General features: G+C 52.0%; 22 protein-coding genes. 19 read left to right on the top strand and 3 right to left on the bottom strand.

The features are described from left to right. Window positions 1–253 precede the first annotated feature (253 nt). The 3 genes from A8990_RS23055 (at window position 254) to murC (ending at window position 5,771) form a co-directional block, all read left to right on the top strand. A complete protein-coding gene (locus A8990_RS23055) occupies window positions 254–2,914 on the top strand; it encodes a valine--tRNA ligase (RefSeq protein ID WP_116191408.1) in 2,661 nt (886 codons plus the stop codon). A gap of 87 nt (window positions 2,915–3,001) precedes the next feature. Beyond that, window positions 3,002–4,369: a bifunctional folylpolyglutamate synthase/dihydrofolate synthase gene (locus A8990_RS23050; RefSeq protein ID WP_116191407.1), complete on the top strand. Its 1,368-nt coding sequence runs from the start codon at window positions 3,002–3,004 to the stop codon at window positions 4,367–4,369. 7 nt (window positions 4,370–4,376) lie between these two features. Next, a complete protein-coding gene (gene murC, locus A8990_RS23045) occupies window positions 4,377–5,771 on the top strand; it encodes a UDP-N-acetylmuramate--L-alanine ligase (protein ID WP_116191406.1) in 1,395 nt (464 codons plus the stop codon). A gap of 601 nt (window positions 5,772–6,372) precedes the next feature. Here murC and A8990_RS23040 read toward each other — a convergent pair. Further along, the gene (locus tag A8990_RS23040; protein WP_116191433.1) at window positions 6,373–6,702 is read right to left on the bottom strand and encodes an ArsR/SmtB family transcription factor; all 330 of its coding nucleotides are present in this window, start codon (window positions 6,700–6,702) and stop codon (window positions 6,373–6,375) included. A gap of 148 nt (window positions 6,703–6,850) precedes the next feature. Here A8990_RS23040 and A8990_RS23035 point away from each other — a divergent pair, with 148 nt between their 5' ends. The 13 genes from A8990_RS23035 (at window position 6,851) to A8990_RS22975 (ending at window position 18,630) form a co-directional block, all read left to right on the top strand. Next, window positions 6,851–8,377 carry an SPOR domain-containing protein gene (locus A8990_RS23035; RefSeq protein WP_116191405.1) on the top strand — a complete coding sequence of 509 codons (1,527 nt, stop codon included), beginning with the start codon at window positions 6,851–6,853 and terminating at the stop codon, window positions 8,375–8,377. A 62-nt stretch (window positions 8,378–8,439) separates the two neighbouring features. Continuing rightward, the gene (locus A8990_RS23030; protein WP_116191404.1) at window positions 8,440–8,682 is read left to right on the top strand and encodes a DUF4321 domain-containing protein; all 243 of its coding nucleotides are present in this window, start codon (window positions 8,440–8,442) and stop codon (window positions 8,680–8,682) included. A 32-nt stretch (window positions 8,683–8,714) separates the two neighbouring features. Beyond that, window positions 8,715–9,347 (top strand): Maf family protein, encoded by a 633-nt coding sequence (locus tag A8990_RS23025; RefSeq protein ID WP_116191403.1) that lies wholly within the window; start codon window positions 8,715–8,717, stop codon window positions 9,345–9,347. Window positions 9,348–9,383: 36 nt separating this feature from the next. After that, the gene (gene radC / locus A8990_RS23020) at window positions 9,384–10,073 is read left to right on the top strand and encodes a RadC family protein (protein WP_116191402.1); all 690 of its coding nucleotides are present in this window, start codon (window positions 9,384–9,386) and stop codon (window positions 10,071–10,073) included. 45 nt (window positions 10,074–10,118) lie between these two features. Next, window positions 10,119–11,147 carry a rod shape-determining protein gene (locus A8990_RS23015; protein WP_116191401.1) on the top strand — a complete coding sequence of 343 codons (1,029 nt, stop codon included), beginning with the start codon at window positions 10,119–10,121 and terminating at the stop codon, window positions 11,145–11,147. A 109-nt stretch (window positions 11,148–11,256) separates the two neighbouring features. Further along, window positions 11,257–12,132 carry a rod shape-determining protein MreC gene (gene mreC / locus A8990_RS23010; RefSeq protein WP_245996162.1) on the top strand — a complete coding sequence of 292 codons (876 nt, stop codon included), beginning with the start codon at window positions 11,257–11,259 and terminating at the stop codon, window positions 12,130–12,132. Then, on the top strand, window positions 12,129–12,653 hold the full coding sequence (gene mreD / locus A8990_RS23005) for a rod shape-determining protein MreD (RefSeq protein ID WP_116191399.1): 525 nt from the start codon (window positions 12,129–12,131) through the stop codon (window positions 12,651–12,653). Before mreC ends, mreD begins: the two co-directional genes overlap by 4 nt. Before the next feature lie 75 nt (window positions 12,654–12,728). Then, on the top strand, window positions 12,729–13,388 hold the full coding sequence (gene minC, locus A8990_RS23000; RefSeq protein WP_116191398.1) for a septum site-determining protein MinC: 660 nt from the start codon (window positions 12,729–12,731) through the stop codon (window positions 13,386–13,388). Between the two features lie 23 nt (window positions 13,389–13,411). After that, a complete protein-coding gene (gene minD, locus A8990_RS22995; protein ID WP_116191397.1) occupies window positions 13,412–14,203 on the top strand; it encodes a septum site-determining protein MinD in 792 nt (263 codons plus the stop codon). Between the two features lie 7 nt (window positions 14,204–14,210). Continuing rightward, window positions 14,211–15,359, top strand: coding sequence for an FtsW/RodA/SpoVE family cell cycle protein (locus tag A8990_RS22990; protein ID WP_116191396.1), 1,149 nt, complete (start codon window positions 14,211–14,213; stop codon window positions 15,357–15,359). Between the two features lie 136 nt (window positions 15,360–15,495). Then, entirely contained in the window at window positions 15,496–16,500 is a 1,005-nt protein-coding gene (locus tag A8990_RS22985) for a M23 family metallopeptidase (RefSeq protein ID WP_181909736.1), read from the top strand. Then, a complete protein-coding gene (locus A8990_RS22980; protein WP_116191394.1) occupies window positions 16,493–17,380 on the top strand; it encodes a site-2 protease family protein in 888 nt (295 codons plus the stop codon). Before A8990_RS22985 ends, A8990_RS22980 begins: the two co-directional genes overlap by 8 nt. A 44-nt stretch (window positions 17,381–17,424) precedes the next feature. Continuing rightward, the gene (locus A8990_RS22975) at window positions 17,425–18,630 is read left to right on the top strand and encodes an Rne/Rng family ribonuclease (protein ID WP_116191393.1); all 1,206 of its coding nucleotides are present in this window, start codon (window positions 17,425–17,427) and stop codon (window positions 18,628–18,630) included. 21 nt (window positions 18,631–18,651) lie between these two features. On the opposite strand, the gene A8990_RS22970 is transcribed toward A8990_RS22975, so the two are convergent. Together A8990_RS22970 and A8990_RS31690 are read right to left on the bottom strand one after the other, a co-directional pair. Further along, window positions 18,652–20,034, bottom strand: coding sequence for an arsenic transporter (locus tag A8990_RS22970; protein ID WP_116191392.1), 1,383 nt, complete (start codon window positions 20,032–20,034; stop codon window positions 18,652–18,654). Window positions 20,035–20,073: 39 nt separating this feature from the next. Continuing rightward, a complete protein-coding gene (locus A8990_RS31690; protein ID WP_181909735.1) occupies window positions 20,074–20,235 on the bottom strand; it encodes a hypothetical protein in 162 nt (53 codons plus the stop codon). A 299-nt stretch (window positions 20,236–20,534) separates the two neighbouring features. Here A8990_RS31690 and rplU point away from each other — a divergent pair, with 299 nt between their 5' ends. The 3 genes from rplU to rpmA are packed head-to-tail and all read left to right on the top strand — an operon-like array spanning window position 20,535 to window position 21,519. Beyond that, window positions 20,535–20,846 carry a 50S ribosomal protein L21 gene (gene rplU / locus A8990_RS22965; protein ID WP_116191391.1) on the top strand — a complete coding sequence of 104 codons (312 nt, stop codon included), beginning with the start codon at window positions 20,535–20,537 and terminating at the stop codon, window positions 20,844–20,846. Window positions 20,847–20,857: 11 nt separating this feature from the next. Further along, the gene (locus A8990_RS22960; RefSeq protein WP_116191390.1) at window positions 20,858–21,199 is read left to right on the top strand and encodes a ribosomal-processing cysteine protease Prp; all 342 of its coding nucleotides are present in this window, start codon (window positions 20,858–20,860) and stop codon (window positions 21,197–21,199) included. Window positions 21,200–21,213: 14 nt separating this feature from the next. After that, entirely contained in the window at window positions 21,214–21,519 is a 306-nt protein-coding gene (gene rpmA / locus A8990_RS22955; protein WP_116191389.1) for a 50S ribosomal protein L27, read from the top strand. The last annotated feature ends 146 nt before the right edge of the window (window positions 21,520–21,665 follow it).

The following is a 21,665-nucleotide window of genomic DNA, read 5'->3' as shown; positions in this document are numbered from 1 at the left end:
TGCAGGTGATGAATGCTGGCAGGTCGCCCCGGAGTTGCTGGAATGAAACGGTACTAAAAACGTTAGTTCGAGCCGGTTGCAGCCGTTATCTGTGATAAAGTTGTCGAATGAAGCCTGTGCATGGCTAGTTCGGAACAAAGGTGGTACCGCGGAAGATTAGAACCTTTCGTCCTTTGCTATAAGGACGAGAGGTTTTTTTGCGTTCAACCCGTTTATTGATCATTTGAAATATATTGGAAGCGAGGAGTTCGTGATGTCACAGAAACAAGGAATGACAGAGATGCCGACGACGTATGATCCGAAGGCAGCCGAGTCCAAATGGTATCCTTATTGGATGGATGGCAAATTTTTTGAAGCAGGCAAACGCCCGGAAGCGGAGCCGTATACCATTGTAATTCCACCTCCGAACGTAACTGGTATGCTGCATATCGGGCACGCGCTCGATTTTACACTGCAGGATATTATGATCCGCACGAAACGGATGCAAGGTTATGATGCGCTGTGGCTGCCAGGCAGTGACCATGCTGGTATCGCAACACAGACGAAGGTTGAGCAGAAGCTGCGCGAGGAAGGCGTATCCCGCTACGACCTCGGCCGCGAGAAGTTCCTGGAGAAGGTTTGGGAATGGAAAGAGCTGTACAATGAAACGATTCGTGATCAGTGGGCCAAGATGGGCTTCTCGCTCGACTACTCGCGTGAACGTTTTACGCTCGATGAAGGTCTGTCCGCAGCGGTTCGCGAAGTGTTCGTTCGCCTCTATGAGAAGGGCCTGATCTACCGCGGCAAAAAAATCATCAACTGGGATCCGGCTGCGCGCACAGCGCTCTCCGATATCGAAGTTGAGCATAAAGAAGTTAACGGTCATTTGTACCACCTCCAATATCCGCTGAAGAACGGTTCCGGCTTCATTACGGTTGCTACGACGCGTCCGGAGACGATGCTCGGCGATACGGCGGTTGCGGTACATCCGGAAGACGAGCGCTACAAGCACCTCATCGGCGAGCTGATCGTTCTTCCTATCATCGGCAGAGAGATTCCGATCATCGCTGACGAATACGTAGAGAAAGAGTTCGGTTCCGGTGCGGTCAAAATAACGCCGGCGCACGACCCGAACGACTTCGAAGTAGGCCTTCGCCACAACCTGCCGCAAATCGTCGTTATGGACGAGAGCGGTACGATGAATGCGGAAGCAGGTCCATACAACGGCATCGACCGTGCGGACTGCCGTAAGCGTATCGTTGCAGATCTGCAGGAACAAGGCGTTTGCATCAAGATTGAAGATCACGTTCACCAAGTTGGCCACAGCGAGCGCAGCGGCGCGGTTGTTGAGCCATACTTGTCGACACAATGGTTCGTTGAGATGAAGCCGCTCGCTGAAGCTGCAATTGAAGCTCAGAACAACGGCAAAGGCGTTAACTTCGTTCCGGACCGTTTCGAGAAAATCTATCTGCAATGGATCGAAAATGTTCGCGACTGGTGTATCTCCCGTCAGCTGTGGTGGGGACACCGCATTCCGGCATGGTACTGCGACTCTTGCGGCGCGATGCATGTTGCACGGGAAGATCAAACATCCTGCTCCTCTTGCGGCAGCGAATCGCTTCGTCAAGACGAAGACGTTCTCGATACTTGGTTCAGCTCGGCGCTCTGGCCGTTCTCGACACTTGGCTGGCCTGAGCAGTCTGACGACTTAAAACGGTTCTACCCGACGAATGTTCTAGTAACGGGTTACGATATTATTTACTTCTGGGTTGCTCGGATGATCTTTACCGCGCTTGAATTTACAGATGAGAAGCCGTTCAAGGATGTTCTTATTCACGGTCTCGTTCGTGACGAGAATGGCAAGAAAATGTCCAAATCGCTCGGCAACGGCGTTGATCCGCTCGAAGTTATCGAGAAGTATGGCGCTGATGCAATGCGCTTCATGATCTCGACAAGCAGCACGCCAGGCCAGGATCTTCGTTTCCGTTGGGAGCGCGTTGAACAAGCGCGTAACTTCGCGAATAAGATCTGGAACGCTTCGCGTTTCGCGCTTATGAACCTCGAGGGCGTTACCGCTGCGGACATCGACATCAATGTGAAGCTGGGAACAGCTGACCGCTGGATTCTGCACCGTCTGAATGCTGCAGTTGCGGATGTAACGCGTCTGATTGACAGCTATGATTTTGGCGAAACAGGCCGCGTTCTGTACAACTTCATCTGGGATGATCTGTGCGATTGGTACATCGAGTTCGCGAAGCTGAACTTGAATGGCCAAGACGCAGAAGCGAAGCGCGCGACGCAATCCGTTCTCGCTTACGTTCTCGACCGTACACAGCGTCTCATTCACCCGTTCATGCCGTTTATCAGCGAGGAAATATGGCAACACTTGCCGCATGAAGGCGAGACGATTACGCTCGCTCCTTGGCCGGTTTACGATCCAGCACTGGAAGCGCCAGAAGCGGTTGCCGAGATGGAGCTGCTGATGGAAATGATCCGTGCGGTTCGAAACATCCGTGCTGAGGTTAATGTACCGATGAGCAAGAAAGTCGAGCTGCTCGTGAAGCCTTCGAGCGCGGCTGAAGCTGCGATCTTGACGCGCAACGAAGAGTTCATTATCCGCTTCTGCGGCACGTCGAAGCTTGAGATCAGCGAGTCGCTCGCAGCTCCGGACAAAGCGATGGCTGCAATCGTTACAGGCGCTCAAATGTACTTGCCGCTTGCCGGCCTCATTGATATCGAGCAAGAGATTGCTCGCTTGAACAAAGAGGTTGCGCATCTGACGAGCGAAGTGGAGCGTGTGGAGAAGAAGCTGGGTAATGTTGGCTTCGTAGCGAAAGCGCCGGCGAAGGTCATTGAGGAAGAACGCGCGAAAATGGCGGACTACGCAGAGAAACGCGAGAAAGTGCTTGCGCGTATTGAAGAGCTGAAGGGCTAGGGCTATCTAGCCCTTTCCGCTTTGCTGCTAGCAGCTGCAAGCCTTCGCTTGCAGATGGACGAAGGAAGAAGGAAGAAGGAATTCATAATGACTGAACAACAGTTTTCGGCGCCGCTTGCGAGCTACGAGGAAGCAAGAGCGTGGATTGAAGGGCTTGTTCCATTCGGCATTCGCCCCGGTATGGATCGGATCGAGAAGCTGATGGAAATTTTCAATCACCCGGAACGCCGGCTTAAATTTATTCATGTGGCAGGCACGAATGGCAAAGGCTCGGTTTGCGCTTATTTGACCAGCGTGCTGCTGCGCTGCGGCTACGATGTAGGGACGTTCACGTCCCCTTACATAACGAAGTTTACGAATCGCTTCAAGTATAACGATGCGGACATTCCGGAAGAAACGCTGCTTATGCTGGCTAACAAGCTGAAGCCCCACGTCGAGGAGATTGCACAGTCGGAGCTCGGCTCGCCATCGATGTTTGAAGTGTCGACGGCGCTGGCGATTCTGTATTACGGCACAGTGTCCTATCCTGATTTTGTCGTGTGGGAAACAGGGCTTGGCGGTCGTCTGGATGTAACGAATATCGTGACCCCGATTGTATCGGTTATTACGAACGTTGGCCATGACCATATGGACCTTCTTGGTGATACGATCAAAGCTGTCGCAACTGAGAAGGCGGGCATCATTAAGGCCGGCGTTCCAGTCGTCAGCGCAGTAACACAACCGGAAGTGGTTGAAGTCATTACTTCAACTGCGAAGGAGAAACGCAGTTCGCTTTATTTACTGGGAGACCAGTTTCACGAAACAGCGCTGGATGTGGCGGAAAATGAGCAGACGTTCCGTTTTGACGGCTTGTTCCGCTCGATTGATTCGCTGACCATTACGCTGAATGGCGCTCATCAACGGACGAATGCGGCAGTTGCCGTTATGACGCTCGAGGTGATGCGGCAATATTATGCAGCCATTATCGAAGATGATGATCTTCGTGAAGGACTTCGCACAGCAGCGTGGCCGGGACGCCTTGAGATGATCCAGCAGCCACCAAGGCTGCTCATCGACGGCGCGCATAACCCAGAGGGCGCGGAAACATTAGCGGCGGCACTGCGTGACACGTATTCGTATGATCGGCTGCATCTCATGATGGGGATGCTTGCTAATAAGAATCATCGTGACACATTGCGGCATATACTACCTCTAGTGGATACGCTCATCGTGACTGAGCCAAACTTCCGCAAGGCGATGCCTGCGGCGGAACTGGCTGAGCTCATCAGCGAGATTCGTGAAACAGTCGACCGTCCTTTTGAGCTCATCGTTGAACCGGATTGGAAGCAGGCGCTTAAGAGACTGCAAGGTTTGGCGAATGAAGCGGATTTGGCGGTTGCTACCGGAACGCTCTACTTAATTGCAGACGTCCGCTCCCAATTGCTCTACAATAAGGATTCTGAAAAAGGTTGGTGAACCGTCTTTGAACACGGCAGAACACGTTCATTTCATCGGTATTGGCGGTTACGGCATGAGCGCCATCGCCCGCGTCATGTTGGAGATGGGCTATAAAGTGACAGGCTCGGACGTTGCCCGGCAGGAGCTTACGGAGAAGCTTGCAGCCAAAGGGGCGCGAATTTACATCGGCCATGAGCCGGAGCATGTCAAAGGAGCGGATTTGGTCGTATACTCGACGGCGCTGTCTCGTGATAACGTCGAGCGCGTCGCTGCGGAAGAGCTGAACATTCCGATTCTTCACCGCGCTCAAATGCTTGCTAGATTAATGAATAACGGCAAAGGAGTCGCTGTCGCCGGCGCGCACGGCAAGACAACGACGTCCTCGATGATCGCTCTGGTTATGGAAACGTGCCAGCTCGATCCGACTTATATCATTGGCGGTGAAATCGTCAATGTCGGCACGAACGCTAAAGCCGGCAAGGGCGATTATGTCGTTGCGGAAGCAGATGAGAGCGACGGTTCGTTCCTGCAGTACCATCCTGCAATTGCCATCGTGACGAATATCGAACCTGATCATCTCGAGAACTACGACGGTGATTTCAATAAATTGAAAGCGGCTTACGTGCAGTTTCTAAGCCAAGTGAAGGATGGCGGCAAAGCGATCGTCTGTGCCGACGATGAGAACATGCAAGCTATGCTTCCGGAATTGATTGCAGGACCTCTCGGCCAAGAAGGCGTACTGTCGTACGGCATTGACCATGAGGCGATTTACCGTGCGACCAATATTACGCTGGGCGACCGCAAAGCGTCGTTCGATATGACACGCCATGGCCAGCTGCTTGGCCGCATTGAGCTGTCCGTTCCAGGGCGACATAACGTGTACAATGCGATGGCTACGGTCATTACATGTCTCGAAGCGGGCGTATCGTTCGAGGCGATTGCGGAGGCGATCGTTGATTTCCGCGGCGCGAAGCGCAGATTTCAGGTGCTTGGCGAAGTAAACGATATTCTCGTTATCGACGACTATGCACATCATCCTACGGAGATTCAGGCGACGATCAGCGCTGCCAAATCGACGGGCAAACGGATCGTTGCGGTGTTCCAGCCGCAGCGGTATACGCGCACGTTCTTTTTGCTGGAGCAGTTCAGCCGTGCGTTCTCCGAAGCGGATGAGGTGCTTATCACGGATATTTACTCGCCTGCAGGCGAGCAGCAAATCGAGGGCGTTCACTCCAAGAAGCTCGTGGACATGATCATCAAGAACAGCAACGCGAATACGTCATACTACCCGACCAAAGAAGAAGTGCTCGCGGTGTTGACGGATCAAGTGAAACCGGGTGATCTTGTTATTACGATGGGTGCTGGAGATATTTGGAAGGTTGCGGATGCTCTGGCGAAGACGCTCCGCGGGAAGGCGTAGGCTCTCCCGGACTCTCCCATCATTTAAAATCCAACTTCAACTACCATAAACCGAGTCCCCCCCTAAATCGAATTCCCCTCCCTAAATCCCTCCAGAGGAGGGACTCCGAGGGACTCGTCCCTCTGGACACCCGAATGGTCTAACGTTGGAGTGACAGAGAAGCGGCGGAGTTACGGTTTAGTGGCGAGACTACTACGTAGGGTTAAAAAGCTGAGATTCGGGTTTCCGATTTCTCAGCTTTTTTGTGTTGTGTAGCTGGTTTGGTGGACTACTTGGGGTGAAAGTGAGGAGAATGAGGGGAGATAGCTGATTTGATGGACTACACGAGGAAAAGAGAGTACTCCAGGTACCTACTTTGCCGGGAAATCGGCAATATGAGTGAAGGAGAGTACTCCAGGTACCTACATTGGCGGGAAAACGGCAATATGAGTGAAAGAGAGTACTCCAGGTAGCTGCATTGGTGAAAATCCAGCAATCCGTCGCGGCTGTTGACGATAGAGTATTCTCTTTCTTTTCCCCCATATATGCAAAAAAAGCCGAGAATCGGACAGCCGATTCTCAGCTTCATATCTACGATATGGGTTGATTTCTTCCTATCCTCCTACTCTTCTTGGTTCGGTTCTTTCGCCTGCAGCTTGCGCAAATAATGGTCCAAATCATCGAACTTCCCGTCCCAGAAGCGGCGGAATGAACTGACCCAGTCATCCAGCTCCTGAAGCGGCTTTGTCCCAAGCTTGTAGATCCGTCGGTTAGCGATTGGATGCACCTCGACGAGTCCTGCTTCAAGAAGCACGCGCAGATGTTTGGATACTTGCGGCTGGTTCAATTCGAGCCGTTCGGCGATTTCACCCACAGTAAGAGGGCCGTCACGCAGAAGTTCGACAATACGTAATCGGTTTGGCTCAGCAAGAGCATTCATAGTCGAATTCATGAATCGAATATACCTCACAAGGAATATTCCTGTCAAGGAATGGGTATTCGAATTCACGCAGCCTCTCCCAATATCAAAAAGCAGCGCATAATTCTCTCAACTTTTTCATAGAATCGTACTAGAGTATGTTGGACAAGGAGAGAGAGCGATGAACAATAAAGGACGCATTACGTATCGTTTCGATTCAAGCAGCGGAGCACGGATGGAGCCGAAGCAGGAGGAGAAGCAGCAGCAGGGCAACTCCGCGAATGCCGTACCTTATTTTCAAGAGGAGCTTAAATTCACATCTGATATAGGTACATGGAATAGCCCTTTTCAAAATGATGCCCACGCGCTCGAGCAGCTTATTCGCGAAGCAGACGGTCAAATTCCGAAGCAAAAACAAAAGCAATCGCAGACACCATCCCAGCCGCAGAAGCAGAACCCACGCCAAGCGGAGCAGGATCTAGAAGCTGCCGATCCATTCTACCAAAATCACCACCAGCATCGGCTCCACGCAGATCGTCAGCAGTCATCCCATACCCCAATACATCCCTATCCAGAGACGGATGTGCTCGAACCGATTCTGCTAGGTGATGAATACGAAGAAGCGCCTATCAAGAAACCGGCGCAGCCTCCTCAGATCATCGATATGTACCCGATCATAGACGTCGAGGAAGAAGACCGTTATCGCCGTGCAGGCAGTAATAACCGTGCAGCAAAATCCCCTTATGGCGCTTTTCTGCCTGGTACAGCTGGGCGTCCAGGCAAAGGGCCGTCATGGTTTAAGGTTTTTGCTTCGGTCACCGGCGCGATAGCAACAGGTGCGCTCTTTGGCTATTTTGTGCTTACGCTGTTTACGAGCGGTGGAGGCGCGACGGGCAATGATGCGGCGCCAGTGACCACTAACCCTTCGTCAGACACGAGCACAGATGCGGCTGCAAGTGGCACGGACAAAGCTGCAAACTCCGGTAAGGATGCTACAGCGGCAAACTCGAACAATAAAGGCACGACCGGTACCGCGACGAATAACACCAGCAGCGGTCAAACCGATGCGCAATCTGCGATGGTACAAGTAAAGGTGCCTGCGGCATCGTACTATATGCTTCAATATGGCGTCTTCAGCAATAAGGAAGGTCTAGATGCAGCGGTGAGCGAGCTGGATGAGAAGGGGCTTGCAGCAGCCTCGTTGAGCTCGAGCGAGGACTATCGTGTCTATGTGGGCATGTCATCGGACAAAGACAATGCCCAGCTGCTGGGCCAGCTTCTAACGGGCATGGATGTCTATGTGAAACAGATCGATTTGCCTCCGGTTTCCTCGATCCCTTTCAAAGGTGACAGCTCTGTCGTTGAATCGTTCTTCTCGCAGACGAATGACCTGATGTCGAAGCTGGATTCGCTGACTTTGGAGCAGCTAAGCGGCAGCAGCAGCGGCCTGGGCGGCTTTGCACAGAAGGACTGGAAAGAGCTTCACGAGACTTGGACTCAATCCGCTTCGCTCATGGAAGCAGGAATGACGGATAAAGTGAACAAAACTGCGTTGTTAAAGCTGGTCCAATCGATCAATACGGCGGCGGTCGCTGCTGATGCTTATGTGAAGAAACCGTCCGAAGCTTACTTGTGGTCGATGCAAAAGGCACTGATGGAAGCCGTCTTCACACAGAAAGGTTGGTTTGCTTCCATGGATGCATTGTAAAGCGTCCCACTGGCGCGTATAATAAAGTGTACGTGTCAAATTATGGCGAGGGACGTAACAACATGAAGAAAAATTTCTGGGTATTATTACTATTTTTACTCATTGGATTATTGACAGGCGCACTGATTTCGAGGTGGCTGTCTGAAGTACCAGGACTTTCGTTCCTCACCAAGACAACAACGATTAAATGGGCGCCGGCAGCGGATTTGCTCGTGATCAGTTACAATTTCTCACTTCGGATTGATATTAGCCTGCTTAGCATCGCTGGACTTATTGCGGCGATTTGGGTTTACCGCAAGCTCTAAATGGTTATTAAGTATGCGTAAGGAGCGCCACCATGAACGTGAGATCTTCCTCTACATCTTCTTCAACAATCCGCCAGCTTGTGCTGGCTTCATCTTCTCCCCGCCGGCAGGAACTGGTCGCGTCACTCGGCCTTTCCTTGCCGGTTCTCATTTTGTCCAGCGATGCGGATGAAAGCACGCCGCAGCATTGGCCGCCAGCGATGATCGTGGAGCAGCTCGGGCTGCGCAAGGCGAGAGCGACCTGTGAGCTGCTAAGCAGTGAAGCTGTGAATAGCTCGCTTATTCTCGGTGCGGACACGATCGTGGTACTGGACAGCAAAGTACTTGGCAAGCCAGTGGACAAGAACGACGCCATCCGGACGCTGACAGCACTCGAGGGACGGGAGCACGAGGTCTACACCGGCGTTGCCGTTATTGAGCCGGGAACCGGTAGAGAGCTCGTGCATCACCGAATGACGCGCGTAACGATGAAGAAGCTCGGCGATGAGCGGATTCAGCGCTACGTCGATTCCGGAGAGCCGCTCGATAAAGCGGGCAGCTATGGTATTCAAGGGCTAGGCGCAACGATCGTGGAACGGATTGACGGCTGTTATTTTAACGTGGTCGGACTTCCGTTATCACTCCTGTCAGACATGCTAGACGAATTCGGCATCAACGTGATTTAAGCAGCTTAGACGATTCTCGCAAAGGCAGGGATGTCTGTGGAAGCAAAGTCATTTATATTGAAGGATGTACCGAACAGCGATAGACCTCGGGAGCGATTGATGTCATCGGGGGCTGAGGCGCTTAGCCATTCGGAATTGCTGGCCATTCTGCTGCGAACGGGTACGAAACGGGAATCTGCCGTTCTGCTCGCCTCGCGGATATTGAATGAATGCGGCGATTTGCGCGGCTTGGTGGATATGAGCATAGCGGAGATGACGAAGATACGCGGTATTGGGACGGCAAAGGCGATTCAGCTTCGGGCAGGCATCGAGCTCGGGCGCCGGATTGCTAGAAGCCAGCAAGGCGAGCTTCCGACCATACGAAAACCGGCCGATGCTGCGAACTTATTAATGGAGGAACTTCGCTATTTGAAACAAGAGCATTTTGTCTGCTTGTTTTTAAATACGAAGAATCAGGTTATTTTAAAAGAAACATTATCCGTCGGCACCCTCAATGCGACCTTAGTGCATCCGCGCGAAGTATTTCGGGCGGCTATCAAGTGCAGCAGCGCTTCGCTGATTTGCGTACATAACCATCCAAGCGGCGACCCAACGCCGAGTCCCGAAGATATAGCGCTTACGAAGCGTCTGATCGATGCGGGCGAGCTTGTAGGTATTGATGTTCTCGATCACTTGGTAATAGGTGACAATCGCTTTATAAGTTTGAAGGAGCGAGGTCACATGTAATATAATAAGAGGGATTGTCTGAAAGCAGAAAGGAAGTATACAAACATGTTTGGAACGAAAGATCTAGGAATTGACCTTGGCACAGCTAACACACTCGTCTATCTAAAAGGAAAAGGGATTGTCGTAAGAGAGCCGTCCGTGGTTGCTCTGCGTACTGATACAAAAACGATCGAAGCTGTCGGCGAGCAAGCGAAGAAGATGATTGGCCGTACACCGGGCAACATCCGTGCGATTCGTCCGATGAAGGATGGCGTTATCGCTGACTTCGACACCACTTCGACGATGATCAAATACTTTATCCGCCAAGCGCAGAAGCAGCGCGGGTTGTTCGCGCGCCATCCGAATGTCATGGTGTGCGTGCCATCGGGCATCACTGCAGTTGAGCAGCGCGCGGTTAAAGACGCGACGGAGCAAGCGGGTGCACGCGAAGCGTTCACGATTGAAGAGCCTTTCGCGGCAGCAATCGGTGCGGACTTGCCGGTTTGGGAGCCGACAGGCAGCATGGTTGTTGATATCGGCGGCGGTACGACTGAAGTTGCAGTTATCTCGCTCGGCGGTATCGTAACGAGCCGTTCGATCCGGATTGCCGGTGACGAAATGGACGAAGCGATTATGCAGTACATCAAGCGCATGTACAACCTGATGATCGGTGAACGTACTTCGGAACAGCTGAAGATGGAGATCGGCTCTGCACTCATCTTGGAGCGCACGGAAACGATCGAAATTCGCGGCCGCGACTTGGTGACAGGCTTGCCGAAGACGCTTCCGATTTCGTCCGAAGAAATTTGCGATGCGCTGTCGGATACGGTGAACGCAATTGTCGAAGCCGTTAAGATTACACTCGAGAAATGTCCGCCGGAGCTGTCTGCGGATATTATGGACCGCGGTATCGTCCTTACAGGCGGCGGCGCGCTCCTTAAGAATCTGGACAAGCTGCTGTCCCGCGAGACTGGCATGCCGGTTATCGTTGCGGAGAATCCGCTTGACTGCGTTGCCATCGGTACAGGCCGCGCGCTCGATAATATTGATATGTTCAAAACACGCGGAGGCCCGGTTTCCCGTTCCAAACGATAAAATCCGGCGTGTGTATAGATGGGGAAAACGGATGAGCAATGGCTGATTGGTGTGAACGAACCTTCAGGTGCGTTCAGCATTCAGCGCGGAATGGGCAGGTGTAAAGAAGTTGTTTAATTGGATGCGCAACAGACGAATGTTCGTCTTGATGATTGTATTTATTTTGTTCGTTGCGGTAATGGGCTTCTCGATCACGGATCGGAAGAAGCTGACTTGGCCGGAGAACTTTGCGCTCGATTCCACCTCATTTGTGCAGCAATGGTTGTACAGGCCCGCTGGTTATGTAGCGGGCTTGTTTCAAGATTTGTCGAACTTGCACAATATCTACAAGGAGAATGAAGAGCTTCGCATTGCAGCTGCGGCGTATGCCAGAGACAGCATCAAATTTAATATGATTGACCGGGAGAACAAACGTCTTCAGGAGAAGCTGAACTTCACAGAACGGCAGAAGAAGCTTTACGATTACAATTATTTGATTGCACAGGTCGTGGCGGTCAGCCAGGATCCTTACGATGATACCATTCGCATTAACCTTGGTTCGAAGGACGGCATTAAGCTGAATATGGTTGTCGTAACCGACAAGGGCTTGGTCGGACGCATTACGAGGGTAGAACCGTTCTTCTCATCGGTTATGCCGCTGACGAAGATGAGCCCGACGTCGCCGGATTCGAAGGGAATCGCGGCCACTGTTCTTGGCAAGGAGCTCGATTCATTCGGTATCGTCGATACGTTTGATGCAGAGACAGGCAAGCTCTACATGTCCAAAATTTCCGAGCATGATCCGCTTAAGAAGGGCGATACGATCATCACATCGGGACTTGGCAACGTCTTCCCGCGCGGTATGGTTATCGGAACGGTGGAATCGAGCCAGGTTGGTGACTTTGGTCTTACCTATACAGCGACAATTACGCCGGCTGCAGATTTTGACCATTTGACAGAAGTGTTTGTCGTACAGCCTGTTGAAACAGAGGAGAGCGAGCAATGAGCATGCAGCGCATCATTGGTGTAATGCTGCTGTTCTTCCTCGTCGAAGGCACCTTGTTCTATTGGCTCGTGCCAAGCAGCATGGTAGATCGGATTATTCCGCATTTTACGCTCGCTTTTGTCCTCTTTGCCTCGCTCTACCGTGGCCGGCATTCCGCCTTGATCCTTGGCATGGCCTTCGGCTTGCTGCAGGATCTGGCATTTTACGGACGCATCATAGGCGTCCATTCCTTTACGATGGGACTTGTCGGTTATATGACGGCACTGATGATGGAGCGTCGAAAGAGCACGCTTCTGATGGCGCTGACGATGATCGGCTTGTCGACACTTGTCTGTGATGCCATCGTTTATATGATCTATCGTGTATTCCGGTTGACGAACGAGACGTTCGAGTGGGCGTTGTATCAGCATATGATTCCGAGCTTGTTTCTACAGCTGCTGTTCTCACTAGCAATCTACGTGCCTGCGCGCAGATGGTTTGAGGGCAGCTTTGTTGCGAAGAAGGAAGAAGAAGAAAGTTGACGAAAGTTGACGTGCCGGCCAGGCAGGAATCCGTACCGTGTTCAAAGAATCGTATAGAGAAGGGGTGGGACGAGCGTGACCGAGAAGCAGCATATAACCATAAAAGGCGTCAAAGAAGGTCTCATCTTTCTTCTTGACGATCATTGCGAATTTTCCTCGCTGCTGGATGAGCTGCAATTCAAGTTGGAAAAATCGCATCAACAGCTGCTGTCAGGTCCAATCGTTCACGTACAAGTGAAGCTCGGCACCCGCCAAGTAAGTGAAGATGAGAAGGAACAGTTGCGATCGCTCATTCGGCAGCAGGGGAATTTGCTCGTGCAGTCTATTGAGAGCGAGCCGCCAATTGTTTCACAGCTTGAGGACGGCAACAATTTGAAAGTGCTGACAGGTATCGTTCGCTCTGGACAGACGCTTGAGCATGACGGCAATCTGCTGCTCATGGGCGACTTGAATCCAGGCGGTACGCTTTTGTGCACTGGAGACATCTATGTGCTTGGCGCATTGCGCGGTTTGGCGCATGCAGGCTATAAGGGGAATGAAGAGGCAATCATCGCAGCCTCGCTGCTGAAGCCGACACAGCTGCGAATCAGCGGTGTCATCAGCCGTCCGCCGGACGAATGGATGACGGGTGATGCGGCAATGGAGTTCGCGTACTTAAGCGAAGGCGCTATGAAGATTGACAAAATGACGCAGCTGCAGCGTTTGCGCAAGCTGCCTGTATTGTTTAGAGCTTAAGTAGTAAGCGGGGAGTGTTGATCATGGGAGAAGCGATAGTAGTAACTTCTGGCAAAGGCGGCGTCGGCAAGACGACGACATCTGCCAATATCGGCACTGCGCTTGCATTGCTGGGGAAAAAAGTATGTATGGTGGATACCGATATCGGCCTCCGCAATTTGGACGTTGTAATGGGGCTTGAGAATCGGATCATTTATGACCTGATCGACGTAGCGGAAGGCCGCTGCCGACTCAATCAAGCACTGGTGAAGGACAAACGCTTCGATGAGTTATATATGCTTCCTGCCGCGCAAACGAAGGATAAATCGGATGTGTCGCCGGAGCAAGTGAAAGAAATGGTGCTCGAACTCAAGAAGGAATTCGATTATGTCATTATCGATTGTCCTGCAGGCATCGAGCAAGGCTTCCGCAACGCGGTTGCAGGCGCAGACCGGGCGATTGTCGTGACGACGCCGGAGAATGCGGCCGTTCGCGACGCGGACCGTGTCATCGGGCTTCTCGAGCAGACACAAATCCCTGCGAGACTCGTCATTAACCGCATCCGCGCGAACATGGTTCGCAGCGGCGAAATGCTTGATATCGACGAGATCTGCCAAGTATTAGCCATTGATTTGCTAGGCATCGTGCCGGATGATGAGAAGGTGATCCGCTCCGCAAATGCAGGCGAACCAACGGTTATGGATCCGTCCTCGCGCGCGGCGATCGCTTATCGCAACATTGCGCGGCGGATGCTTGGCGATATGGTTCCGCTTATGCCGCTGGAGGAGAAGTCCGGCGTGATGAAGCGGTTTCGCAAGTTCCTTGGAATAGGATGATTAAGCAGTGCTAAATAAACTAAAAAAAGTGGACCTCGGCATGATTCTCATCCTGCTTGCCTTGATGGTGGTCAGTACGCTTCTTGTCCGCAGCGCCACTTACGGCAACCCCGATTACGCGAACTATGACGTGAAGACGGTTATTTTCTACGGTTTGGGATTCGCTGTCGCACTCTTTTCGACGTTCTTCGATTACCGTCTATTCTTACGAGCCTGGTGGGTATTGTATGCGATCGGCATTATTCTGCTCGTCGTGGTCTACTTGACCGCTCCGGAGATCAACGGTGCGAAGAGTTGGTTTATGCTTCCTGGCGGTCTGCAGTTCCAGCCTGCTGAGATGGTCAAGATCATTCTGATCCTGACAGTCGCGTTCTTGATGGGCAGAAGGCAGGGGGATCCGCTACGGGTAAGGCAAGATCTGCTTGTCATTGCCGCGTTCTCGATCTTGCCGTTCATGCTCGTCATGATTCAGCCTGACCTTGGTAATGCGATCATCTACTTGGTTATCGTCCTGGGCATGCTGTGGATTGGCAATGTCCGATATTCTCATGTTTTGCTCGGCGTCTCGATCATTGCAGGCGGGCTTGTATTGTTTGTTTTCTTGTTCAATACCTATAATACGCAGATTCATGATTACTTGGTCGAGAAACATAAGCTGCACTGGTACGAGCGGATTAACGCCTTCATTGATCCTGAAAGCGCATCGGAGAAAGAGATTTACCAAGTGAGCAAGGCGAAGATCGCCATCGGCTCCGGCGGGCTTACCGGCGACGGTTATATGAAAGGCGAGTCGAAGAACCGGAAGTTCATTCCGTATCCGTACTCGGATGCGATCTTCGTCGTCATCGGCGAGGAATTTGGCTTCCAAGGGGCCGCCGTCGTGCTCATGCTCTACTTCTTGCTGATATACAGGATGATCATAATCGCGTTCCAATGCTATGACTTGAAGGGCTCTTTTATCATCATCGGGATCGTCTCGATGTACGTCTTTCAAGTCTTCCAGAACATCGGCATGATGATCGGCCTAATGCCGATTACCGGTATTACGCTTCCGTTCATCAGCTATGGCGGTACCTCGCTGCTGCTCAATATGCTATGCATCGGTCTTGTCTTCAGCGTCAAAGCACATCAAGAGAAATATCAAATGGCTGCTTAACTGCCCGCCGCCTTGCGTTCATGCGCAAGGCGGTTTTTATTTCGTTCTGCGAGTAGCTGCGGTCAAGCTCCAACATAACTGTACATGCCCCTTCATATACATAAGCGTACAAGCTGCAAATGTTGGAGGGATAGCTATGGATACGAAAACAAGTATCCGCGAGCGCAGAGCGGAGCGGATCAGACGGATATTGGAGGAGAACCGCGATGCTGAGCCGCTGCAGAATTTGCCATCATCGAAGCAGCAGAAGGCGCTGCCTGGGCCGTCACAGCAGCATCAGCAAAACCAGCTGATTCACCATCCGAATTCGAATCAGCAGCATCAACAGCTGCCGCCGCAGCACGAACTCGCACCAGCTGTGCAACAGCCGCAAAGTGAATATGACGATCCGGAACGGCTGTGGAAAGCGAATCCGAATCCGTGGGAAAGCGCCGGATGGCGTATCGCGCCGCTGCCGAGCAAATACGACCGGAATGGCAAGGCGGGCGGTCCAACGCCTCCGCCATCGCCGCAGCGGTTTTCATTTATCGTCCGCGGTCTCTTTGTTCAGACGGCAATCTCTGTCGCTCTGTTCGTCATCGTCTTCGCCGTATTCAAGATGGATATGCCGATCGCGAAGAAGGGGCAGGATGTCGTCACCGCTGCATTAACCGATGAGATTAATTTCGATGCCGCTGCTGCATGGTACAAAGACATGTTTGCCGGTGCACCATCCTTCATACCGCTATTCGGAAGTCATGATAATCCGGAAACGCAGCTCACGGGAGGATCCGTGGAGCTGCCCATCGTAGCGCCGCTCATCAATGGCAGTGTCGTCAGGTCCTTCGCCGAAACGTTAAGTGGTGTAGAGATTGCCGGTCAGCCGTCGCAAGAGGTGCTTGCTGCAGAGACAGGCAGAGTCATCAATGTCACGAATGACGATGAAACCGGCGAGACCGTTGTCATCCAGCATGCGAACAACCGTGTTACCCTATATGGACATCTCGGCGATGTGAAGGTCGCTGTTAATGATTGGCTTGAAGCGGGTACGAAGCTCGGTCAGCTCCCGGCAGCTCAGGAGGGGCAGCAAACGATGCTGTATTTCGCGGTGAAGGAGAAAGGCAAGTACGTCAATCCCGCTGACGTCGTTCCGCTTGATTAAGTTTGGAGGCATTCGGTGGTCCGTTCATCCTCTATTTGTGCTCGTCATGCTGGCGTCGGTGGTTACGGGTTATTTCATAGAGCTGCTAACCTTGTTTGTCATCGTGCTCGTGCATGAGCTTGGGCATGTCATCACAGCGAAGGGTTTCGGCTGGAATGTGCGCGAGATCAAGCTGCTGCCTTTCGGCGGCGTCGCAGAGGTTGAGGACGGGAGCGGACTTCCGGCGAAAGAAGAAGCGATCGTCGCCATTGCCGGACCATTGCAAAATGTTTGGATGGCCGGCATCGCCTACCTGCTCGGCCATTTCGGCCTGTGGAGCCACGAGTGGGCGAACTATGTGTGCCAAGCGAACATGATGATCGGCCTGTTCAATCTGCTGCCGATTTTGCCGCTCGACGGGGGCAAGCTGATGCAGGCGGCGTTTAGCCGGACACTAACGTTTCACAGCACACTCGTCTGGGGCGCGCGCATCAGCCTTCTCTTCAGTGCGCTCATGGTCTGCTATGCGATCTTCCCAGCGATTATGAGCGGCAATGCCATCCATCTGCATATGAATTTGATCGCCGTAGGTATATTCCTGCTGCTGTCGAACTGGACATCTTATCGGAACATTCCGTTTCTGTTCATTCGATTTCTTGCAAACCGCGCGGGCTCATCCTCACGCTCCATCGCCCGCGGCGTCTGGGCACTTCCGATTGTCATTCCGAAGGGATACACCATTCTCGCAGCGCTTCGTTTGTTCAAGCGGGACAGCTATCACCTCATCGTTGTCATGGAGGAGAAAGGCGACGTCATCGGTGTGCTCCCTGAACAGCGGCTTGTGAACGGATTTTTGGCGGATGGAAGACCAGACCGTGCAGTGCTCGAGCTTTTCATGTAAAATAAAGTATCAGTTCAGACGACTGACTCAAGGAGGTCGTTCCTATGAAACGAATGCTGGTACAGAAACAGAAAGAGTCGCTGCAGATCGCAGTGGTCGATCAAGAGCGGCTGTTTGAATTTTATATGGAAAAGAGCGAGAATGCGGGGCAGCTCGTCGGCAGCATCTATAAAGCCAAGGTTGTGAATGTGCTGCCGGGCATGCAAGCGGCGTTCGTCGATATTGGACTCCCGAAGAATGCATTTCTCTATATTGATGATGTGCTGCATCCGCATCTCGAGAAGCAGAGCAAAGAGAAGCCGCAGATTAATCAGCTTCTTCGTGTCGGTCAAGAGATTACGGTACAAGTGATCAAGGAGCCGCTTGGCGGTAAAGGAGCGCGGGTGACGACTCATTTCTCGTTGCCGGGGCGTTTCCTCGTTTATATGCCGATTGCCGATTATGTAGGGGTATCGAAGAAAGTATCCACGGAATCGGAGCGTCATCGGCTTCGCGTCATCGGCGAGCAGATTAGGCAAGCCGAGGAAGGCGTCATTATGAGAACCGCGGCCGAAGGAGAGTGCAGCGATTCTCTCGCGAATGACGTCCAGTTTCTGCGTGAAGTGTGGCAGCGAATTGACGGGGCAGCTCATAAGGCTGCAGCACCAGCATTGCTGCACCGCGAGGCAGATCTCGTACATCGGCTCGTGCGCGATTTGCTCACGTCTGCGATAGACGAGGTTTGGATCGACGACCTTGCTGCGTATGAGCAGACCGAGGCAATGATGCATCAGATGGCGAAGGCGATGCTGCCAAAGCTGAGGCAGTTTGAGAAGCATGGCAACGCCGCTTCACTATTCCATCAGTACCGGATTCGTGAGCAGCTGCACGAAGCGTTCGAGCGGCGTTACCGTTTGAAGAGCGGCGGCTATCTGGTCTGGGATCAGACCGAAGCGTTAACCGTTATTGATGTGAATACGGGCAAATTTGTAGGGACAAGCGATCTGGAAGATACCGTTTTTCGTACGAACCTGGAGGCGGCTGAGCAAATCGCAAGATTGCTGCGCATTCGCGATGTCGGCGGCATTATTATTGTCGATTTTATCGATATGGACAAAGAAGAGCATCGTGACCAGGTGATGCAGCTGCTCGAGCGCCTCGTCCGATCCGACCGGACCAAATGCCAAGTCGTAGGCTGGACGAGGCTCGGACTCCTCGAGATGACGAGGAAGAAAGTGCGCGAGCAGAGCAGTTATTCGGGCGGCAGCTGATTGCTCTTTTACATAAGCCAATCAGAAAAGCCAGCTAACCCAATAATAAAGCACGACGAGCGTAAACAACACGGTGGGCGGAATGACGAGAATCGTTACTTTCGTATAGTCCGTCCATTTGAGCTTGACTTTGTTCTTGCGCAGAATGTGGAGCCAGATGAGTGAAGCCAGCGTGCCGATTGGCAGCAGGAGAGAGCCAATATCACTGCCGATGACATTCGCAAGGTAGGCAATCTTCAGCGTGAGCGGATCGAGATGCATCGATGTTAAGGTGAGCGTTCCAATCATCAGCGCTGGATGGTTATTGAACAGAGTGGACATCACGCTTTGAATAGCGCCAATGACAAGGCTGGCATTAAGCAAGCTGCCGCTCACAACCGGTTCAAAGAAATGGACCAGCCAATTCGTGAAGCCGATGTTATGGATGCCGAAAATAATAACGTACATGCCAAGTGCGAATACGAGGATGTGCCAAGGTGTTTTGCGAAGCATGTCGGCAGGAGTAATTCGTAAGTAATACCAGCGCCAGCCGAGCAGAATAAGGGATCCGAGCACCGACACGTATGCGATCGGAATGCCGTAGTACGAAGCGATGAACAAGCTGATACGGACAACGAACACAAACAGCAGCACCTTCTGCATAAATCGGTTCCGAGCATCGCCCGACATCGTACTTAATATCGGAACGGTTGCTTGCTGCGGCTGTTTCAACGGATGCTCGCCTGGAAGGTGGAGTCTGCCTCTGCTGTGCACTCGCGGCATCGCCGGGAGACGCTTCGGCAGTGCACGATAGTTAACCAGGAACAGCAGCAGCACCATGAAAAGCAGGCCAAGCGTGGCAGGAACAAACATCATCAGCGTGTTCATGTACAAGCTCATATGGACCATTTTCAGCGCGATTAAGTTGACGATGTTGCTGACGCCGATTGGAGCGCTGGACGCAGTCGCGACGAGGGCGCCCGAGAGCAGATAAGGGATTTTCTGATGCGGTTTAAGCCCTAAGTTTTGCAGCAAAATAAGCAGTATCGGTGTTGTGATGAGGATGCTGCCGTCATTGTTGAAGAACAGCGTCATTAAGAAGCAAAGCAGGTTCACATACCAGAACAGACGAATGCCGGAGCCTTTCGCCCGAGCGGCTAGTCCTTCCGCGGCCCAAATAAAAAAGCCGAAGCTCTCTAAAACGACCGCCATGACGATTGTTGCCATAATGGTAATCGCTGCGCCGCTGACCGTTTCGGTGATCTCCATGAAGTCGGAGAAGGAGACCGTCCCGCTGAGCACGACAAGCACTGCGCCGATTGTAGAAGGAATCGCTTCATTGATCTCTTTCGGCCGCCACAGAATGAGGATAACGGTCATGACGAAGGCGAAGATGGTCACCGTATTCGCTAATGTACCGTACATGGTTTGTTATCACCCCTATCTGGTCGTTTGCAGTCGTAATTACAGCTGCGGTTTGGTGAGAACTGGACTTTCGTGCAGCTTTTGACTAAGCTCGAGCTCCGTGCTTCCATGAATCACAACTTCCTGTTTGGCGGCGGTAGTCGGCGTAAGCATATAGAAAACACCAGCTCCTGCAAGCGCAATGATGAACAGAACGAGCATCTCATTCGCCTCCCTTGGCATTTATAGGTATCTAGCAGCTGCCATTGATAGATACGTATACGTCAACATATGAGAGTTTTATAGAGATGGTATAGTCGATGAACTAACGTATTGTAAAATAATTTATGAAAAAGATTGCTACAGACCAGCTAAATGTGATATTATTTTTTGGTGCCTGTGAAAGCTCGGCTTTTACTCGCATGTACCGCACAGAACAGGTACATAAGCTCAGTTTGAGCTCATGGCTCGAGCCGACACCTGCATCAGGCGAGTCTTCGATACAAGGAGGTGCAACACATATGTTCGCGATTATTGAAACTGGTGGTAAACAGTATAAAGTACAAGAGGGCGACGTTCTTTTCATCGAGAGATTAGAACAGTTCGAAGGTCAAGAGGTAACTTTCGACCGCGTACTGGCTGTTTCCAAAGGTGCAGAGCTCGTAACAGGAACTCCGGTTGTTTCCGGCGCTACTGTAACAGCAACTGTTGAGAAACATGGCAGAGGACAAAAAATCATCGTTTATAAATACAAAGCGAAGAAAAACTACCGCCGTAAGCAAGGTCACCGTCAACCGTACTCCAAAGTAACGATTGGCAAGATCCAAGCGTAAGAGGTTCCATTATGATCACGGTCACGATTGAGCGCCAATCGGCTGCTAATGCACGGATCGTATCGTTTGCAATTGAAGGACATGCCAAGTTTGCGAAGCCCGGCAAGGACATTGTCTGCGCCGGCGTATCGGCTGTATCGGTCGGTACGGTGAACGCGATTGAGGAGCTGGCGGGTATTGAGCTGCCAGCTTCCATGAAGAGCGGCTGGCTCCGTTCGGATATTCCGGTTACAGCTGACGCAGCCTCGGACGAGAAGGCGCAGCTGCTGCTCGAAGGGATGATCGTGATGCTGAATTCAATTGCAGCCTCGTACGGTAAGTATGTTGATATTCGTCAACAATTTCGGGAATAAAGGAGGGAACATCCATGTTGAAACTGAATCTCCAGCTTTTCGCTTCGAAGAAAGGTGTAGGTTCCACGAAGAACGGACGTGACAGCCAATCGAAACGTCTTGGTGCAAAGCGTGCTGACGGCCAAACGGTAACAGCGGGCAGCATCCTCGTTCGTCAACGCGGAACGAAAGTTCACCCGGGCAACAACGTTGGTATCGGTAAAGACGACACACTCTTCGCGAAAGTGGAAGGCGTTGTGAAGTTTGAGCGTTGGGGACGCGATCGCAAGAAAGTTAGCGTCTACCCGGTTGCAGCTGCTCCTGTAGCGGCAGCAGAATAAGAGAGTTCTCCCTGGTCTGCTTGCAGGCCGGGGTTTTCTTTTTTTGATGGTCTTTCTTGGCGAAACAGCTCGAAATTTTTTAGACCGCAGGAGACGGCAAAAAGGGACAGCTTGTGCTATACTGTTTAAGCTAGGAAAGAATAGGA

The organism is Paenibacillus taihuensis, from assembly GCF_003386535.1.
Classification (GTDB): domain Bacteria; phylum Bacillota; class Bacilli; order Paenibacillales; family Paenibacillaceae; genus Paenibacillus_Z; species Paenibacillus_Z taihuensis.
Note: the sequence above shows the minus strand (reverse complement) of the source record. Positions and strands in the feature narration are given on the sequence as shown.

What these genes read in the sequence shown, in the direction of transcription:
- A8990_RS23040 (WP_116191433.1), bottom strand. Translation starts at nt 6,702, where the DNA reads ATGAATTCGACTATGAATGCTCTTGCTGAGCCAAACCGATTACGTATT.
- A8990_RS22975 (WP_116191393.1), top strand. Translation starts at nt 17,425, where the DNA reads ATGAAACGAATGCTGGTACAGAAACAGAAAGAGTCGCTGCAGATCGCA.
- mreD (WP_116191399.1), top strand. Translation starts at nt 12,129, where the DNA reads ATGAGCATGCAGCGCATCATTGGTGTAATGCTGCTGTTCTTCCTCGTC.
- minD (WP_116191397.1), top strand. Translation starts at nt 13,412, where the DNA reads ATGGGAGAAGCGATAGTAGTAACTTCTGGCAAAGGCGGCGTCGGCAAG.
- A8990_RS23055 (WP_116191408.1), top strand. Translation starts at nt 254, where the DNA reads ATGTCACAGAAACAAGGAATGACAGAGATGCCGACGACGTATGATCCG.
- A8990_RS23025 (WP_116191403.1), top strand. Translation starts at nt 8,715, where the DNA reads ATGAACGTGAGATCTTCCTCTACATCTTCTTCAACAATCCGCCAGCTT.
- rplU (WP_116191391.1), top strand. Translation starts at nt 20,535, where the DNA reads ATGTTCGCGATTATTGAAACTGGTGGTAAACAGTATAAAGTACAAGAG.
- A8990_RS31690 (WP_181909735.1), bottom strand. Translation starts at nt 20,235, where the DNA reads ATGCTCGTTCTGTTCATCATTGCGCTTGCAGGAGCTGGTGTTTTCTAT.
- A8990_RS23035 (WP_116191405.1), top strand. Translation starts at nt 6,851, where the DNA reads ATGAACAATAAAGGACGCATTACGTATCGTTTCGATTCAAGCAGCGGA.
- A8990_RS23030 (WP_116191404.1), top strand. Translation starts at nt 8,440, where the DNA reads ATGAAGAAAAATTTCTGGGTATTATTACTATTTTTACTCATTGGATTA.
- A8990_RS23050 (WP_116191407.1), top strand. Translation starts at nt 3,002, where the DNA reads ATGACTGAACAACAGTTTTCGGCGCCGCTTGCGAGCTACGAGGAAGCA.
- A8990_RS23015 (WP_116191401.1), top strand. Translation starts at nt 10,119, where the DNA reads ATGTTTGGAACGAAAGATCTAGGAATTGACCTTGGCACAGCTAACACA.
- A8990_RS22960 (WP_116191390.1), top strand. Translation starts at nt 20,858, where the DNA reads ATGATCACGGTCACGATTGAGCGCCAATCGGCTGCTAATGCACGGATC.
- A8990_RS22985 (WP_181909736.1), top strand. Translation starts at nt 15,496, where the DNA reads ATGGATACGAAAACAAGTATCCGCGAGCGCAGAGCGGAGCGGATCAGA.
- A8990_RS22970 (WP_116191392.1), bottom strand. Translation starts at nt 20,034, where the DNA reads ATGTACGGTACATTAGCGAATACGGTGACCATCTTCGCCTTCGTCATG.
- rpmA (WP_116191389.1), top strand. Translation starts at nt 21,214, where the DNA reads ATGTTGAAACTGAATCTCCAGCTTTTCGCTTCGAAGAAAGGTGTAGGT.